This window comes from Streptomyces sp. NPDC049687 (assembly GCF_044465285.1).
GTDB lineage: Bacteria > Actinomycetota > Actinomycetes > Streptomycetales > Streptomycetaceae > Streptomyces.
On record NZ_JBITLN010000001.1, the window covers coordinates 86,183 to 102,272 of the forward strand.

The following is a 16,090-nucleotide window of genomic DNA, read 5'->3' on the forward strand; positions in this document are numbered from 1 at the left end:
CCGGCGGCCGTTCAGGTGTTGGCCGCATAGTCCTTCGCGAACTCCTCGGCCATTCTGTCGCCGCCCCGGCCGCGCCACTTCTTCACGGTGGCGTCCCACTCGGACAGCGGGAGGCGTCCGGCGACGATCCCGGTGACGGTGTCGTCGATGAGCGCCCTGAGGGTGGTGCCCTGGGCGTTCCTGGTCCGGGACTGCAGGCCGAAGGAGGCGTTGCGGATGGCGTACGGAACCACCTTCTGCTGCCAGGCGTGCAGGGCCCGTACGGCCTCGGGCATGCCGGGCACGAACAGCACCTGGGGCCCTTCGGCGAGGTACTTCAGCGGCAGGTTGGTGTTGTTCTCGACCTCGCCGAGCTCGGTGGGCTGCGGGGAGCCGTCCTTGCCGCGGGTGAAGTGGGTGCCCTCGACGCCGTAGTGGACGAGTTCCCACTCCTGGCTACCGAAGGGGGCGGCGAGGTAGTCGAGGATGCGCAGGAGCAGCTCGACGCGTTCCTTCTTCGCCTTCTTCAGCACGGTGTAGCCGAAGGAGCGGCGGGCGGCGACGATCCCGCCGGGTTCGCCGTCCACGCTGTACGGGAGGGCGGCGGCCGGGGTCATCTTGCCCTTCGACTCCCGGTACTTGGGCAGGTAGGCGCCGAAGCCGTCCTGCATGGAGCCGACGGTGCCGTTGTAGAAGAGGGTGGTCAGGTCGATCTGGGAGATCGAGGTGGCGTCCGGGAGGTAGCTGCCGGCCTTGCGGAGCCCGGCCTGGAAGGCGATGGCGGCCTTGAAGCGCTCGTCGGCCCAGCCCGGCAGGAAGGTGCCGTCCTTGGTGACGGCCCATTCCTGGGGGGCGCGGTGGGCGGCGGAGTGCGCGGCGTTGCCGAACAGGGAGCCGTTGGCGGCGCCGAGCGCGTACCGCTTGCCGCCGGTGGCCCGACGGGCGACGGCGGCGAAGTCGTCGGCGGTCCAGCCCTGCGTCATGCCCGCGTCGGTGAACACGCCCTGGTTGATCCAGAGGGTGGAGCCGGGCAGCGGGCGCTCCAGCGGGATGCCGTAGATCCGGCCGCCGATGCGGCCCATGTCCTTCCAGGCGTGGGTGGGGATGTTCGCGAGGTTGGGGTAGTCGGCGACCGCCTCGCCGGAGAGGTACGGCGTGAGGTCCTCGGCCCGCCGCTGTACGAACTCGGCCTCTCGCGGCAGGACGAAGCCGGAGAACAGGTTGATGATGTCCGGCAGGGTGTCGGCGTCGCCCGCCATCACCGTCGCCATCTTCTTCTGGTAGTCGGCCTGGGAGACGATCGTGTACTCGATCCTCACGCCGAGCGCCTTCTCGACGGCGGCCCAGAACCGGTTGGCGGAGCTCGGCTTGGGCGGGGTGCCGAAGGACACCGACATGACCTTGACGGTGGAGCCGTCGCCGGGGGTGCGGGAGACGGACTTGACCAGGTCGGCGGGGTAGGCGGTGTAACCGGCCTGGACGCCGGCCGCGGTGGGGGCCAGGTCCGGCCTGGGCGCGGTGGTCGTGGGCTTGTAGGCGGGCCAGGCGGCGAGTTTCTTGCCGGCGTTGGAGACGTCGCTGTCGCCGGAGCCGGTGGAGCAGGCGGTGAGCAGGGCGGGGGCGGAGAGTGCGGCGCCGCCTGCGGCCAGGGAGCGCAGGAGGGTGCGTCGGGACATGCTGGGCATGGGCAGGTCACCTTTCGGGACGCGGCTCTTGATGACGTGTCGGCTCTGGAGGGCTGTCAGCTCTTGATGGCGCCGGTGAGCACGCCCTTGGTGAAGTACTTCTGCAGGAAGGGGTAGACGAGCAGGATCGGCACGGTGGCGATCACGAGCACCGCCATCTGCACGGTCTGCGGGGCGGTGACCGTGCCCTCGCCGGTGGTGGCGTCGGTGAGTCCGGAGCCGGCCACCACGTAGGTGCGCAGCACCTGTTGGAGGGGCCAGTGGTCGCTCTCCAGGTAGAGCGAGGCGTAGAACCAGGAGTTCCAGTACGCCACCGCGTAGAAGAGGCCCACGACGGCGAGCGCGGCCTTGGACAGCGGCAGGACGACCGAGACGAGCACCCGCCAGTCCCCCGCCCCGTCGAGGCGCGCGGCCTCGTACAGCTCCTCGGGGATGCCCTGGAAGAAGCCGCGCAGGACGACGAGGTTGAAGACGTTCACGAGGACGGGCAGGACCAGTGAGGAGTAACTGTCCAGCAGGCCCAGCTCCTTGACCAGCAGGAAGCTCGGGATCATGCCGGGCGGGAAGAGGAAGGTGAACAGGATCAGGAGGAGGGCCGGCCGGGCTCCGAACACGCGGGGGCGGGACAGGGCGTAGGCGAGGGTCACCGTGCAGACGAGGCTGAGGAGGGTGCCCACGACGGTGACGCCCACGCTGACTCCGAGGGCGTGGGTGACGATGCCGCCGTCGAGGATGTCGCGGTACGCCTTGAGGGAGGGGTCCGTCGGCCACAGCACCCAGCCGCCGTTCGCGACGACCTCGTCGGTGGAGGCGAGCGAGGTCGACACGATGACGAGGAACGGCACACAGACCAGGAGGACCACGGCGGCGAGGGCGAGGGCCTTGCCGGCCTGCGTCACGGGTTTCGGTTTCTCCATCCATCCCGGACGGACCTGGACACTCACCTGTAGACCCCCTGTTCGCCGAGACGGTGGGCGACCTTGTTGGCGGCATAGACGAGGAGCGCCCCGATCAGGCCCTTGAAGAGGCCGGCCGCGGCCGCGAATCCGTAGTCGCCGCCGACGATGCCCCGGTAGTAGACGAAGGTGTCGATGATCTCGGCGCTCTCGGGACCGACCGCGTCGCGCTGGAGCAGCATCTGCTCGAAGCCGACGGAGAGGATGTCGCCGAGCCGCATGATGAGCAGCAGCACGATCACCGGGCGGATGGCGGGCAGGGTGACGTGCCAGAAGCGCCGCCAGGGGCCCGCGCCGTCGATCGCGGCGGCCTCGTACTGCTGCTCGTCGACCTGGGCGAGTGCGGCGAGGAAGATGATCGTGCCCCAGCCGGCGTCCTTCCAGATCACCTGCGCGACGACGAGCGGCCGGAAGGCGTCCGGGTTGCCGATGATGTCGACGGTGTGCACACCCAGGTCGCCGAGACCGGAGTTGAGCAGGCCGGTGTCGCCGAGGACCTGCTGGAAGAGGGCGACGACGATCACCCATGAGATGAAGTGCGGGAGATACGCCACCGACTGCACGAAGCGGCGGACGCTGCTCCAGGTGAGGCTGTGCAGGAGCAGGGCGAGGGCGAGCGGCACCGGGAAGTAGAAGACGAGCTGCAGGACCGCGATCCAGAGGGTGTTGAGGACGGCGGCCCAGAACTCGTCGTCCTCGAACATCCGCCGGAAGTTGCCGAAGCCCACCCAGGGGCTGCCCCAGAGGCCGTCGAAGGGGACGTACTCCTTGAACGCGATGACGTTGCCGGCCAGGGCGCCGTAGTGGAAGAGCAGGAAGTAGGCGAGACCGGGCAGCATCAGGAGCAGGAGGGCCCGGCCCTGAAAACGTTTTCGTCTTGCGTGCCGGACTTCTGCCACGGGTTCCCCTTCACTTCTGCGGGTAGGAGCGAAGAGGAAGTTAAAACGCTTTCATGGAGTGGTCAACACTCCTGACAAAGAAAAGGAGTTGGCCCAGGTCAGCGCTCCGCGCCGACCTGGGCCAAGGGTGAAAACGCTTGCTGCGCGCGGCCGGTGGGTTCAGTCCACGACCTTCCCGTTCACCACCACGCGGCGGGGTGCCGCCAGCACCCGGACGTCGGCGCGCGGGTCGCTCTCGTAGACGACGAGGTCGGCCGGGGCACCCTCCGTCAGGCCGGGGCGGCCGAGCCAGGCGCGGGCCGTCCCGGTGGTCGCCGCCAGGGCGTCGACCACCGGGATGCCCGCCGTCACCAGCTCCGCCACCTCGGCGGCCACCAGGCCGTGCGGGAGGGTGCCGCCGGCGTCCGTGCCCACGAAGACCGGGACACCGGCGTCGTACGCGGACCGCACGGTGTCGTAGCGGCGCTCGTGGAGCCGGCGCATATGGGCCGACCAGCGCGGGAACTTCGCTTCGCCGCCCGCCGCGAGCTGCGGGAAGGTCGCGATGTTGACCAGGGTCGGGACGATCGCGACGCCACGCTCGACGAAGAGCGGGATCAGGTCCTCGGTGAGGCCCGTCGCGTGCTCGATGCAGTCGATGCCCGACTCGACGAGATCGCGCAGGGAGTTCTCGGCGAAGCAGTGCGCGGTGACCCGGGCGCCCAGGCGGTGGGCCTCCGTGATGGCCGCCTCGGCCGCCTCCCGGGGCCAGCTCGGGGCCAGGTCGCCCACCTCGCGGTCGATCCAGTCGCCGACCAGCTTGACCCAGCCGTCGCCGCGCCGGGCCTCCCGGGCGACGTACGCGACCAGGTCCTCGGGCTCGATCTCGTGGGCGTAGCCGCGGATGTAGCGGCGGGTGCGGGCGATGTGCCGGCCGGCCCGGATGATCTTCGGGAGGTCGTCTCGGTCGTCGACCCAGCGGGTGTCCGACGGCGAGCCGGCGTCGCGGATCAGCAGGGTACCCGCCTCGCGGTCGGTCAGCGCCTGCTTCTCGGCCACGTCCGGCTCGACCGGGCCGTGCGGCCCCAGGCCCACGTGACAGTGGGCGTCGACCAGGCCGGGCAGCGCCCAGCCCTCGACGGTTCGGACGTCGCGGGCGCCGACGGGACGGTCGTAGGAGATCCGGCCGTCGACGACCCACAGTCCGTCCCGGACGTCATCGGGTCCGGCCAGGACCCGGCCCTTCACGTGCAGCACCGGCTCATCGCTCATGTACGGCACCTTAGTGACCGGCTGGGGCGGGTTGTGAAAGTAGCGTCGTCCGCCCGGAGGGCGGGCCCGGCGGTGCCTGGTGCGTGCGATCGCAAGGCGGAGGGTCGCCCCGCCACCGGATGTGTCGGGGCGACCCCGACAACGCAGCGAGCGTGCGTGCCAGGCGCCGCCGGGCAGGCGGGACTTTCACCACACGCTCTGGTCGCCCTTGCCCACCTGGTCCGACGCCTCCTCCTCCACGTTCGCCATCGCCGGGTCGAGGAGGCGGGAGAGGAAGTGGCGGGTGCGTGCGTGGCCGGGGTCGCCGATGACCTGGGCGGGGGCGCCCTCCTCGACGATCACTCCGCCGTCCATGAAGACGACCCGGTCGGCGACCTCGCGGGCGAAGGTCATCTCGTGGGTGACGACCATCATCGTCATGCCCTCGTTCGCGAGCATGCGCATGACGGCCAGAACGTCCCCCACCAGCTCCGGGTCGAGGGCCGACGTCGGCTCGTCGAACAGCATCACCTCGGGGCCCATGGCGAGCGCCCGGGCGATCGCCACGCGCTGCTGCTGGCCGCCGGAGAGGGAGGAGGGGTAGGCGTCCGCCTTCTCCGAGAGGCCGACCCGGTCGAGGTTCTCGGCGGCGATCCTCGCGGCCTGCTCCCTGCCCCGCCGGAGCACCCGGCGCTGCGGCAGCGTGAGGTTCTCGGTCACCGACAGATGCGGGAAGAGGTTGAACTGCTGGAAGACCATGCCGATACGGCGGCGTACGGCGTCGATGTCGACGTCCGGATCCGTGATCTCGGTGCCGCCGACGAAGACCTGGCCCCTGCTGGGCTCCTCGAGGAGATTCACGCAGCGCAGCAGGGTCGACTTGCCCGAGCCGGACGGGCCGATCACACAGACGACCTCGCCCTGGCGGATCTCCAGGTCGATGCCTCGCAGGACCTCGTTGGCGCCGAACGACTTGTGCAGGCCGCGGACTTCGATCTCGGGCCGCGTCGTGGACAGCCTCTCGCTCATTTCACGGCCTCCTGGGCCTTGGCCTCCAGCCTGCGCGCGACGAAGCCGAGGGGAATGGTCACCAGCAGGTAGCACAGACCGGCGACGAGGATCGGCGTGGAGTTGGCGGTGGTGCTGGCGAGGTCACGGCCGTACTTGGACAGTTCGCGCTCCTCCAGGGTGACGCCGAGCAGCAGCACCAGGGAGGAGTCCTTGAAGAGCATGATGAACTCGTTGGTGAGCGGCGGGAGGATGATCCGGAACGCCTGCGGGATGATGATGGAGATCATCGCGCGGGCCGGCGAGAAGCCCAGCGAGCGGGCCGCCTCCATCTGCCCCTTGGGCACCGCCTGGATGCCGGCGCGGAACGTCTCCGCCATGTACGCGGCGCCGATCAGTCCGAGACCGAGCGCGGCCTTGCCGTACGTGCCGCCGACGATCTCCGTGCCCGGGAAGGCCAGGGGGACGGCCACGCCGATGAAGACGAAGATCAGCAGGGCGGGCAGTCCGCGGAAGATCTCGATGTAGATCCCGGCCACCCAGCGGTACGGGCCGACGGACGACAGCCGCATCAGCGCGATGACCAGGCCGAGCACCAGGCCGAGCGCGAAGCCGCTCACCGTGTACAGCACGGTGTTCTTCAGCGCCAGCGTGATGACGTCCGGCCACATCCGCTGCGCGATGTCCCACTGGGCGAACTGGTTCCGCAGCCGGTCCCAGTCGGCCGAGACCGCGAAGACGATCACGGCCGCGACGAACACCACGTACTGCGCGCCGCGTGACAGGCTGCGCTTCTGACGCCGGGTCAGCCCTTTTCTGCGGGGCTGGAGTTCGGCCTCGGCGCCGGTCATGACGCGGAGGGCGACGCGGCGGACTCGTCGTAGGGGCCGATCCACTTCTCGTACAGCTTCTTGTACGTGCCGTCCGCCTTGGCGTCGGCGAGCGCCTTGTCGACGGCGGCGAGGAGCTTGGTGTTGCCCTTCTTCACCGTGAAGCCGTACTGCTCGCCGGTGTTGAGGTTGTCGACGACCTTGAAGGCGTCGGCGTTGGCCTTGTCCTTGAGCCAGCCCTGGACGACCGGGTAGTCGATGACGACGGCCTTGACCTGGCCGGTGCGCAGGCCGTTGAGGACGGCGTCGGAGGACTCGAAGGAGACCGGGTCGAAGCCCTGCTTCTTCGCGTAGTCCTCGCCGGTGGTCTGCGCCTGGGCGCCGAGCTTGGCGTTCTTGGACTTCACGTCGGCGAGGGAGGTGAGGCCGGCGTTCTTGTCGACCAGGACGGCCTGGGTGGCGTCGAAGTACGGGTCGGAGAAGTCGACGTTCTTCTTGCGCTCCTCGGTGATGGTCATGCCGGCCGCGGCCAGGTCGCACTCGCCGGAGTTGAGGAAGGCGCCGGTCTTGAAGTTCTCGAACGGCGTGTCCAGGATCTCCTGCTTCACACCGAGGTCCTTGGCGACGAGGTCGATCAGCGACACGTCGAAGCCCTGCACCTTGCCGTCGATCTCCGACTGGAAGGGCGGGTAGGGCAGGTGCGTGCAGGTGGTGAGCTGACCGGCCTTGACGAGCTCGACCCCGCCCGCGGCCGTCTTCGAGCCGCTGCCTCCGTCGTCGGTGGAGGTGCAGGCGGCCACGAGCATCAACCCGGCCGTCGCGGTGGTGGCGGCAAGAATGCGGGTCCGTCGCCCGGGGAGCGTGTTCACGGCGGGCCTTCCTGTAAGGAAACTGTGGGTTCCGATTATAAGGAGAACTTTGAGGCCCTCAAACCAAACCCATGGTCTGAGGGTCGTTGGACCTAAGAAGTCGCCAGTCAGTGAGTGCGGGTGTGCCGGTTACTCTCGTCTCCTCTACCCCGTGAGTCGAAGAGGGCACCGCTGTGACACATCCGTTCCTGGACCTGGCCCCGCTGACTGCCGCCCGCTTCGCGTCGATCGAGGACCGGGTGGCGCGACTGCTGGACACCGGGCAGGATGTCGTGATCATGCAGGGGGAGGCGCTGCTGCCGCTGGAGGGCGTGATCCGGTCGACCGCCGGTCCGGGCACGGTGGCACTGAACGTGATCACCGGGCCCTACGGGCAGACCTTCGGTGACTGGCTGCGGGACTGCGGCGCCACGGTGATCGATCTGGCGGTGCCCTTCCGTACGGCGGTGACGGCCGCGCAGATCCGGGAGGCGTTCGCCGCGCATCCGGAGATCGACTTCGTGTCGCTCGTGCACGCGGAGGCGGCTACCGGCAACACCAACCCGGTCGCGGAGATCGGTGAAGTGGTGCGGGAGCAGGGGGCGCTGTTCTCTCTGGACGCCGTGGCCTCCGTCGGGGCCGAGCCGGTGCTGCCGGACGCGTGGGGGGTGGACCTGTGCGTGATCGGCGCACAGAAGGCGATGGGCGGACCGGCCGGGGTGTCGGCGGTGTCGGTGAGCGAGCGGGCGTGGGCGCGGATGGCCGCGAACCCGAGGGCGCCGCGACGCTCGTACCTCTCGCTGCTGGACTGGAAGGAGCGGTGGGTGGACGGCGGCCGCAAGGCGCTGCCGCACGCGCCGGCGCAGTTGGAGATGCTGGCGCTGGAGGCGTGCGTCGAGCGGATCGAGGCGGACGGGCTGGAGACGGTGATGGCCCGCCACGCGTCCGCCGCGGCGGCGACCCGCGCGGGTGCGGTGGCGCTGGGCGGGGGTCTGGAGCCGTATGTGTACGAGGCCTCGGCGGCGGCTCCGGTCGCCACGACGCTGAGGGTGCCGGCGGGTGTGCCGGCGTCCGAACTCGTGGGACGGGCCCTGGTGATGGACCCCGCGCTGCCGTTGGCGGCGGGTGGGGGCGCGCTGGCCGAGGAGATGATCCGGGTGAACCACTACGGGGCCGACGCCACCCCGGGTGCGGTGCGAAGCAGCCTGACGGCGCTGGGCGCCGCGCTGACGGAGAAGGGGATCGAGGTGGACCTGACGGGAGCGCTGCGGGCGACGGCCGAGGCGTGGGCCTAGGGCGTGTTGTGAAAGTCCCGCCTGCCCGGCGGCGCCTGGCGCCCTGGGAATCCGTCCCCGTGCCGTGATCCGGGTCACGTGCTGTCACAGAGGTCGGGGGTGCGGTGTCTTGAGGGCGAACGGGCTGAATCGGAGGAGACACCGTGGCTGAGAACATCGAGGTTGTCGTGGTCGGGGGCGGGTACGCCGGTGTGATGGCGGCGAATCGCCTGACGCGGCGGGACGACGTGACCGTGACGCTGATCAACCCGCGACCGGCCTTCGTGCATCGGGTCCGCCTGCATCAACTGGTGGGCGGGTCCGACGACGCGGTCGTCGAGTTTCGGAAGGTCCTGGGCGGGGGCGTCGGCCTGGTGGTCGACACCGTGGCGCGGATCGACGCGGCCGGGCGCAGCGTGACGTTGGGCAGTGGCGGCACGGTCGGTTACGACTATCTGGTGTACGCCGTGGGCAGTGGCAGCGCCGACCCGGGCGTGCCCGGCGCGGCCGAGTTCGCCTACCCGATCGCCGCCCTGGAGGAGGCGCAGCGGCTGCGGCCGGTGCTCGACGCCGCGCCCGCGACGGCAGCGGTGACGGTGGTCGGAGCCGGTCCGACCGGCATCGAGACCGCCGCCGAGCTGGCGGAGGCGGGCCGCGCCGTGACCCTGGTCTGCGGCGGGGTGCTCGGCCCCTATCTGCACCCCCGGGGCCGGCGCTCGGTCGCCAACCGGCTGGCCGGGCTCGGCGTGACCGTGCTCGAAGGCCCGGACGCGCGGGTGACGGCTGTGACGCGCGATGCCGTGCAGCTCGGCGACGGGCGTGTGCTGCCCAGCGCGGTGACCATCTGGACCGCCGGCTTCGGCGTACCGGACCTGGCCGCGCGCAGCGGACTGAGCACCGACGCCCTGGGCCGTCTCCTCACCGACGAGACGCTGACCAGCGTGGACGACGTACGCATCGTGGCGGCCGGGGATTCGGCGGCGCCGTCGGGCCTGCCGCTGCGGATGAGCTGCCAGGCCGCGATACCCCTGGGCGCACGGGCCGCCGACACGGTGCTGGCGAGGATCGCGGGTGAGCAGCCCTCGCCTCTCAACCAGGTGTTCGCAGGCCAGTGCATCAGCCTGGGCCGGCGCGCCGGCATCTTCCAGTTCGCCCACCGGTACGACGTCGCGGTGGGGTTCCACATCGACGGCCGCCCTGGCGCGAGGCTCAAGGAGATCGTGTGCGAGGGCATCGTCAAGCATCTGGCCGGCGAGGCGGGCAAGCCCGGTTCGTACCGCCTGCACCGCGTCCCGGGAGGCGCCAAGCGCCACCAGCTGCTGCGGGCCGAGCGCGGCGGGACACCGGCCGTCGCCGAAGGGGCGGCCCGGGCCACGCAGCGGTGACGGTCCGGTCGAGCGACAGAAGGAGTGAGGCCGAGACATGAGCGACCACGCCACCGACGCGGCGACGGAGACGTTCGTCGCCTACCGCAACCTGCTCTTCACCGTCGCCTACGAGATGCTCGGCTCCGCCGCCGACGCGGAAGACGTCCTCCAGGAAACCTGGCTGCGGTGGGTCGAGGTCGACACGGAGCGGGTGCACGACCAGCGCGCCTACCTGGTCCGGATCACGACCCGCCAGGCGCTCAACCGGCTGCGCGCCCTGACGCGCCGCAGGGAGGCGTACGTCGGTCCCTGGCTGCCCGAGCCGATGCTCACCGCGCCGGACGTGGCCGAGGACGTCGAGCTCGCCGAGAGCGTGTCGATGGCGCTCATGCTCGTCCTGGAGACGCTGTCGCCGACCGAGCGCGCCGTCTTCGTGCTGCGCGAGGTCTTCGACGTCGGCTACGACGAGATCGCGGCCGCCGTCGACAAGAGCCCCGCGGCCGTCCGTCAGATCGCGCACCGCGCACGCCGGCACGTCGACGCCCGCCGCCCCCGCGAGGTGGTCTCCCAGAGTGTGACCAGGGCGGCCCTGGAGTCGTTCCGGCGTGCGCTCGACACCGGGGACCTGCAGGGCATGCTGGACGTGCTCGCCCCGGATGTCGTCCTGCTGAGCGACGGCGGCGGCGTCAGGCAGGCCGCGCGACGGCCGGTCGTCGGCGCCGACAAGGTGGCCCGCTTCATCGTGGGCGGCACCGCCAGGACCGTGGCCACGATCACCGGTGAACCCACCGTGGTCAACGGCAACCCGGCGCTCGTCCTTCGCCTGGACGGCGAGATCGACGGTGTCATGGCGATCCGTGTCGAGGAGGGCCGCATCACCGGCCTCTACTACGTCCGCAATCCGGAGAAGCTGACCCGCGTCCAATCCGAGACCCCGCTCACCCTGCGCTGAACACCGGCGGCCGATCGGTGTCAGTGGTCCCTGGCATGCTCGCCGGATGAACAGTGACACGCCCGCGAGGCTTCCCGACGGCCGGCCCGTTCCGTTTCTGAGCGGGGATGAACTCCCCATGCTGGAAAGCTGGTTGGACTTCCACCGAGCCACCTTGGAGCTCAAGTGCGCCGGCCTGGACGACCGGCAGGTGCGGCTGGCGTCCGCCGCGCCGTCCGAGCTGACCCTGCTCGGCCTCGTTCAGCATCTCGCCGAGGTCGAGCGGAACTGGTTCCAGCGGGTGTTCGCCGGGCTGGATGTGCCGCCGCTCTTCGAGGAGGAGACCGGATACGCCCTGGACCCGGAGCGGGGTCTCGAGGAGGTGATGGAGATCTGGCGGCGGGAGATCTCGCGGGGGCGGGAGCTGATCGCCGGGCGTTCCCTGGAGGAGACCGGGCGGATCGTGGACGGACCGATGGCCGGGGTCGAGGTCGGTCTGCGCTGGGTGCTTATTCACCTCATCGAGGAGTACGCCCGGCACAACGGTCACGCGGACATTCTTCGGGAGAACCTCGACGGGGTTACCGGAGTCTGAATTAACGGCAATTACGAGAGCACGCTTCTCCGATCCTTCCGGTAGTTTTCCCGAGTTCTCCTGCCCCGAATTCCCGCACCTAAACACCCTGCCTTTTCGGTGAGGTTACAGGCGCGTGACGCATTGCACAGCAGGGGTGTTATGTCTCTTTTGTTGCGGGCAAATGCGGGCATAATTCCCCCCTGTCCCTCCTGCACCACGGAATCCCCACAGCCCCTCCATGCGTCATTGAATTTCCCTGGGTAAGTTCAATCCGCATGACTGCCGTACAACCAGACCTGCACATCGACCGCCCGTCCGTGACGGACGGGGCCGCCCTATGGCGTATTGCCAAGGAATCCGGAACGCTCGATCTGAACTCCTCGTACAGCTATCTGCTGTGGTGCCGCGACTTCGCCGCCACCTCGGCGGTGGCGCGCGCGGAGGGCGGGGAGGCGGTCGGGTTCGTCACCGGGTACGTACGGCCGGAGGACCCGGGCACCCTGTTGGTCTGGCAGGTGGCCGTCGATGCCGGACACCGTGGTCGCGGTCTCGCCGCGGCCCTGCTCGACGGGCTGACGGCGCGACTCGCGGCCGAGCGTCCGATCACCGCCGTCGAGACCACCATCACCCCCGGCAACACCGCCTCCGAGCGGCTGTTCACCTCGTACGCCGCCCGCCACGGCGCGGACGTCGGACGGGAAGTGCTCTTCGAGACCGGGCTGTTCCCGGACGGGCCGCACGACCCCGAGGTGCTGTACCGCATCGGTCCCCTCTCCCCCCGCACCCCCGCCCTCTGAACCCCACACCCAGGAGCGTCGCCGTGACCATCACCCAGCCCGACCTCAGCGTCTTCGAGACCCTCGAATCCGAGGTGCGCAGCTACTGCCGTGGCTGGCCCGTCGTCTTCGACCGTGCGCAGGGCAGCCTCATGTACGACGAGGACGGGCACCGGTACCTCGACTTCTTCGCCGGAGCCGGATCTCTCAACTACGGCCACAACAACCCCGTGCTGAAACGGGCGCTGATCGACTATCTGTCGCGCGACGGCGTCACCCACGCCCTGGACATGTCGACCGCCGCCAAGCGGTCGTTCCTGGAGACCTTCCAGGATCTGGTGCTGCGGCCGCGCGATCTGCCGTACAAGGTCATGTTCCCGGGGCCGACCGGCACCAACGCCGTGGAGTCCGCACTGAAGCTGGCGCGGAAGGTGAAGGGGCGTGAGGCGATCGTCTCGTTCACCAACGCCTTCCACGGGATGTCACTGGGCTCCCTCGCCGTCACCGGGAACGCCTTCAAGCGGGCCGGGGCGGGAATTCCGCTCGTGCACGGCACGCCCATGCCCTTCGACAACTACTTCGACGGGACCGTCCCGGACTTCCTGTGGTTCGAGCGGCTGCTCGAGGACCAGGGGTCCGGGCTCAACAAGCCCGCCGCGGTGATCGTGGAGACCGTGCAGGGCGAGGGCGGCATCAACGTCGCGCGGCCCGAGTGGCTGCGCGCCCTCAAGGGCCTGTGCGAGCGGCAGGACATGCTGCTGATCGTCGACGACATCCAGATGGGCTGCGGGCGCACTGGGGCCTTCTTCTCCTTCGAGGAGGCCGGGGTCACGCCGGACATCGTCACCGTGTCCAAGTCCATCAGCGGGTACGGGCTGCCGATGTCGCTGTGCCTGTTCCGGCCCGAGCTGGACGTCTGGGAGCCGGGCGAGCACAACGGCACCTTCCGCGGCAACAACCCGGCCTTCGTCACCGCCACGGCCGCCCTGGAGACGTACTGGGCCGACGGCTCCGCCATGGAGAAGCAGACCCGGACGCGCGGTGAGCAGGTGGAGGAGGCGCTGATCTCCATCACCGAGGAGAACCTCGCCGATGTGAAGGAGTACCGGGGGCGGGGGCTCGTGTGGGGGCTGGAGTTCCACGAGAAGGAGCGGGCCGGGCGGGTCGCCCGCCGGGCCTTCGAACTCGGCCTGCTCGTCGAGACCTCCGGTCCGGAGAGCGAGGTCGTCAAGCTGCTGCCGGCCCTGACCGTGAGCCCCGAGGAACTGGACGAGGGCCTGAGCGTCCTCGCCCGTGCCGTCCGCGAGACCGTCCAGTAGAGAGGAACGCCGTGATCGTCCGTTCGTTCAAGGACATCGAGGGCACCGACCGGCACGTCCGGGCCGCGTCCGGCACCTGGGAGAGCAAACGCATCGTTCTGGCCCGCGAGCGTGTCGGGTTCTCCCTGCACGAAACGATTCTGTACGCGGGCACCGAGACATCGATGTGGTACGCCAACCACGTCGAGGCCGTGGTCTGTGTGGAGGGCGCCGCCGAGCTCACCGACCACGAGACCGGGAGGACGCACTCGATCACTCCCGGGACCATGTACCTCCTGGACGGCCATGAGCGGCACACGCTGCGCGTCCTGGAGGACTTCCGCTGCCTCTGCGTGTTCAACCCGCCCGTGACCGGCCGGGAGGACCACGACGAGAACGGCGTCTACCCCCTGCTCACGGAGCCCGCTCCGGAGCTCACCGAACCCGAGGAGGTGTGACCGTCACATGACCACCGTCACCGATCTCTATCCCACCCGCGGCACCACCGAGGTGTCCGTGCCCCGCCAGGACCCCGTCGTCTGGGGCACCCCCAGTGCCCCGGGCCCGATCCCGCCGGCCGACCTCCAGACGTACGAGCGCGACGGCTTCCTCGCCGTCGAGCAGCTGATCAGCGACGACGAGGTCGCCGTCTGCCGGCGCGAGCTGGAGCGGCTCGTCGCCGACCCGGAGATCCGGGCCGACGAGCGGTCGATCGTCGAGCCGCGGTCCAAGGAGATCCGGTCCGTCTTCGAGGTGCACAAGCTGAGTCCCGTGTTCGCGTCCCTGGTCCGCGACGAGCGGGTCGTGGGCCGGGCCCGGCAGATCCTCGGCTCGGACGTGTACGTCCACCAGTCGCGGATCAACGTCAAGCCGGGCTTCGGGGCCGGTGGCTTCTACTGGCACTCCGACTTCGAGACCTGGCACGCCGAGGACGGCCTGCCGAACATGCGGACGGTGTCCGTCTCGATCGCGCTCACCGAGAACCTCGACACCAACGGCGGCCTGATGATCATGCCGGGCTCGCACAAGACGTTCCTCGGCTGTGCGGGCGCCACCCCCGAGGACAACTACAAGAAGTCGCTCCAGATGCAGGACGCGGGCACGCCCTCGGACGAGGCCCTGACCTCGCTCGCCGGCGAGTACGGCATCCGGCTGTTCACCGGCCGGGCGGGCTCCGCGACCTGGTTCGACTGCAACTGCATGCACGGCTCGGGCGACAACATCACACCGTTCCCGCGCAGCAATGTCTTCATCGTGTTCAACAGCGTGGAGAACACGGCGGTGGAGCCGTTCGCGGCCCCGGTCCGGCGGCCGGAGTTCATCGGCGCGAGGGACTTCACCCCCGTGCGCTGAGTCCCGGCATCACAGCCACGCGAGCGACGCCGTGCGCTCCAGTACGTTCCGTACGGCGTCGGCGTCGCCCGTGGCCGTGTGCGGCACCGTGTCCGGGGCGCGCCGCCCGCCCGCCAGGAAGCAGAAGTCGACCGGGTCCAGGGCGAGTCCGGCACGCGCCGGGCCCGAGCCGAGGGTCCACTCGCCGGTGTCGGTGAGCGTGAGGCGGACGGGCGGCGCGGCAGGGCCGAGTGCCTGGCCGAGGACACGTACGGCGAGACCGACCAGCCGCTCCAGGTGCGCCGCGGGCGGCGGGGGGACGTCCACCCCGAGGGCGCGGCCGATGTCGTCGGTGTGGATCCAGGTCTCGAAGGCACGGACCGTGAAGTGATCGGCGACGGGCAGCCGCATGCCCATCAACTCGACGACCCGTGCCGCGCGTCGCGGGTCGTGCGCCTCGGGCGTGGCGAGCAGCGCGGCCGACTGGGCCTCCCAGCAGGCGCGCGTCCGCTCGGGGGTACGGCCGCGCTCGTGGCGGACGACGTCGGCCGTGCGCCGGTTCCAGGTCTCCACCCAGGTCTCGCCCTCCTCGACCGGGGAGGGCGGCACCCTCGGGTCGAGGCCCAGCTCCACCGCGAGCCGCTCGTCGGCGGCGACGAGGTGGGCGAGGGTCGCCTGGACGTCCCAGTCGTGGACGACCGCGGCCTTCCAGCGGTCGGGCCCGCCGGTGCCGCGCACCCGGGGAAGCAACGCGGTCAGCGCGGCCACCGCGCCGGCGTAGGGGGCCGCGTGCCCGGCCACCGGCGTGGCGGCGGGACGGCAGCGGAACGCCAGGAGGCCGCGGTCCTCGGACGGGGCGGCCCCCGCGTCGGCCGGCGGGGCGCACTCCTCGGGTCGGCCGGGCGGCACGTCCAGCAGCCGTACGGTCGCGCGCAGCCGTTGTGCCTCGGCCGCGCACTCCGCGCAGCCGGCCAGGTGCCGGGCCACCGTCTGCCGCTCGGCGGGCGTCACGGCGTCGAAGGCCGAGGCGGCCACCAGGTCCCGCAGGTCGTCGTGGCCGTGGTCGTGGTAGGTGGTCACCGGGCGCCGCCTCCTTCCGC

At 70.5% G+C, this 16,090-nt stretch carries 16 protein-coding genes; 8 read left to right on the plus strand and 8 right to left on the minus strand.

Going from position 1 to position 16,090, the window contains the following annotated elements; all coding sequences use genetic code 11:
• Window positions 1–11: 11 nt before the first annotated feature.
• The 7 genes from ACIBVL_RS00415 to ACIBVL_RS00445 form a co-directional block, all read right to left on the minus strand.
• Window positions 12–1,664: a sugar ABC transporter substrate-binding protein gene (locus tag ACIBVL_RS00415; protein ID WP_399089343.1), complete on the minus strand. Its 1,653-nt coding sequence runs from the start codon at window positions 1,662–1,664 to the stop codon at window positions 12–14.
• A 56-nt stretch (window positions 1,665–1,720) separates the two neighbouring features.
• Entirely contained in the window at window positions 1,721–2,608 is an 888-nt protein-coding gene (locus tag ACIBVL_RS00420; RefSeq protein WP_399089346.1) for a carbohydrate ABC transporter permease, read from the minus strand.
• Window positions 2,605–3,459 carry an ABC transporter permease gene (locus ACIBVL_RS00425; RefSeq protein WP_399089349.1) on the minus strand — a complete coding sequence of 285 codons (855 nt, stop codon included), beginning with the start codon at window positions 3,457–3,459 and terminating at the stop codon, window positions 2,605–2,607. The genes ACIBVL_RS00420 and ACIBVL_RS00425 overlap by 4 nt, the downstream gene beginning before the upstream one ends.
• Window positions 3,460–3,678: 219 nt before the next feature.
• Entirely contained in the window at window positions 3,679–4,770 is a 1,092-nt protein-coding gene (locus ACIBVL_RS00430) for an amidohydrolase family protein (RefSeq protein WP_399089352.1), read from the minus strand.
• Between the two features lie 186 nt (window positions 4,771–4,956).
• Window positions 4,957–5,778: an amino acid ABC transporter ATP-binding protein gene (locus ACIBVL_RS00435; RefSeq protein ID WP_399089355.1), complete on the minus strand. Its 822-nt coding sequence runs from the start codon at window positions 5,776–5,778 to the stop codon at window positions 4,957–4,959.
• Entirely contained in the window at window positions 5,775–6,608 is an 834-nt protein-coding gene (locus ACIBVL_RS00440; RefSeq protein WP_399089358.1) for an amino acid ABC transporter permease, read from the minus strand. Before ACIBVL_RS00440 ends, ACIBVL_RS00435 begins: the two co-directional genes overlap by 4 nt.
• The gene (locus ACIBVL_RS00445; protein WP_399089361.1) at window positions 6,605–7,456 is read right to left on the minus strand and encodes a transporter substrate-binding domain-containing protein; all 852 of its coding nucleotides are present in this window, start codon (window positions 7,454–7,456) and stop codon (window positions 6,605–6,607) included. The genes ACIBVL_RS00440 and ACIBVL_RS00445 overlap by 4 nt, the downstream gene beginning before the upstream one ends.
• Window positions 7,457–7,629: 173 nt before the next feature.
• On the opposite strand from ACIBVL_RS00445, the gene ACIBVL_RS00450 reads away from it, so the two are divergent.
• The 8 genes from ACIBVL_RS00450 (at window position 7,630) to thpD (ending at window position 15,011) form a co-directional block, all read left to right on the plus strand.
• Entirely contained in the window at window positions 7,630–8,730 is a 1,101-nt protein-coding gene (locus ACIBVL_RS00450) for a pyridoxal-phosphate-dependent aminotransferase family protein (protein ID WP_399089364.1), read from the plus strand.
• Between the two features lie 143 nt (window positions 8,731–8,873).
• Window positions 8,874–10,094 carry an NAD(P)/FAD-dependent oxidoreductase gene (locus ACIBVL_RS00455; protein ID WP_399089366.1) on the plus strand — a complete coding sequence of 407 codons (1,221 nt, stop codon included), beginning with the start codon at window positions 8,874–8,876 and terminating at the stop codon, window positions 10,092–10,094.
• A 37-nt stretch (window positions 10,095–10,131) separates the two neighbouring features.
• Window positions 10,132–11,028: an RNA polymerase sigma-70 factor gene (locus tag ACIBVL_RS00460; protein ID WP_399089369.1), complete on the plus strand. Its 897-nt coding sequence runs from the start codon at window positions 10,132–10,134 to the stop codon at window positions 11,026–11,028.
• A gap of 46 nt (window positions 11,029–11,074) precedes the next feature.
• Window positions 11,075–11,602 (plus strand): DinB family protein, encoded by a 528-nt coding sequence (locus ACIBVL_RS00465; protein ID WP_399089372.1) that lies wholly within the window; start codon window positions 11,075–11,077, stop codon window positions 11,600–11,602.
• Between the two features lie 257 nt (window positions 11,603–11,859).
• Complete coding sequence (ectA, locus tag ACIBVL_RS00470) at window positions 11,860–12,381, plus strand: diaminobutyrate acetyltransferase (RefSeq protein ID WP_399089375.1); 522 nt, start codon at window positions 11,860–11,862, stop codon at window positions 12,379–12,381.
• A 23-nt stretch (window positions 12,382–12,404) separates the two neighbouring features.
• Window positions 12,405–13,679, plus strand: coding sequence for a diaminobutyrate--2-oxoglutarate transaminase (ectB, locus tag ACIBVL_RS00475; protein ID WP_399089378.1), 1,275 nt, complete (start codon window positions 12,405–12,407; stop codon window positions 13,677–13,679).
• Between the two features lie 11 nt (window positions 13,680–13,690).
• Window positions 13,691–14,116, plus strand: a complete 426-nt coding sequence (locus tag ACIBVL_RS00480) for an ectoine synthase (RefSeq protein ID WP_399089380.1) — start codon at window positions 13,691–13,693, stop codon at window positions 14,114–14,116.
• 7 nt (window positions 14,117–14,123) lie between these two features.
• Window positions 14,124–15,011 (plus strand): ectoine hydroxylase, encoded by an 888-nt coding sequence (thpD, locus tag ACIBVL_RS00485; RefSeq protein ID WP_399089383.1) that lies wholly within the window; start codon window positions 14,124–14,126, stop codon window positions 15,009–15,011.
• 9 nt (window positions 15,012–15,020) lie between these two features.
• Here the strand turns inward: thpD and ACIBVL_RS00490 are convergent, their stop codons facing one another.
• A complete protein-coding gene (locus tag ACIBVL_RS00490; RefSeq protein ID WP_399089386.1) occupies window positions 15,021–16,070 on the minus strand; it encodes a maleylpyruvate isomerase family mycothiol-dependent enzyme in 1,050 nt (349 codons plus the stop codon).
• Between the last annotated feature and the right edge of the window lie 20 nt (window positions 16,071–16,090).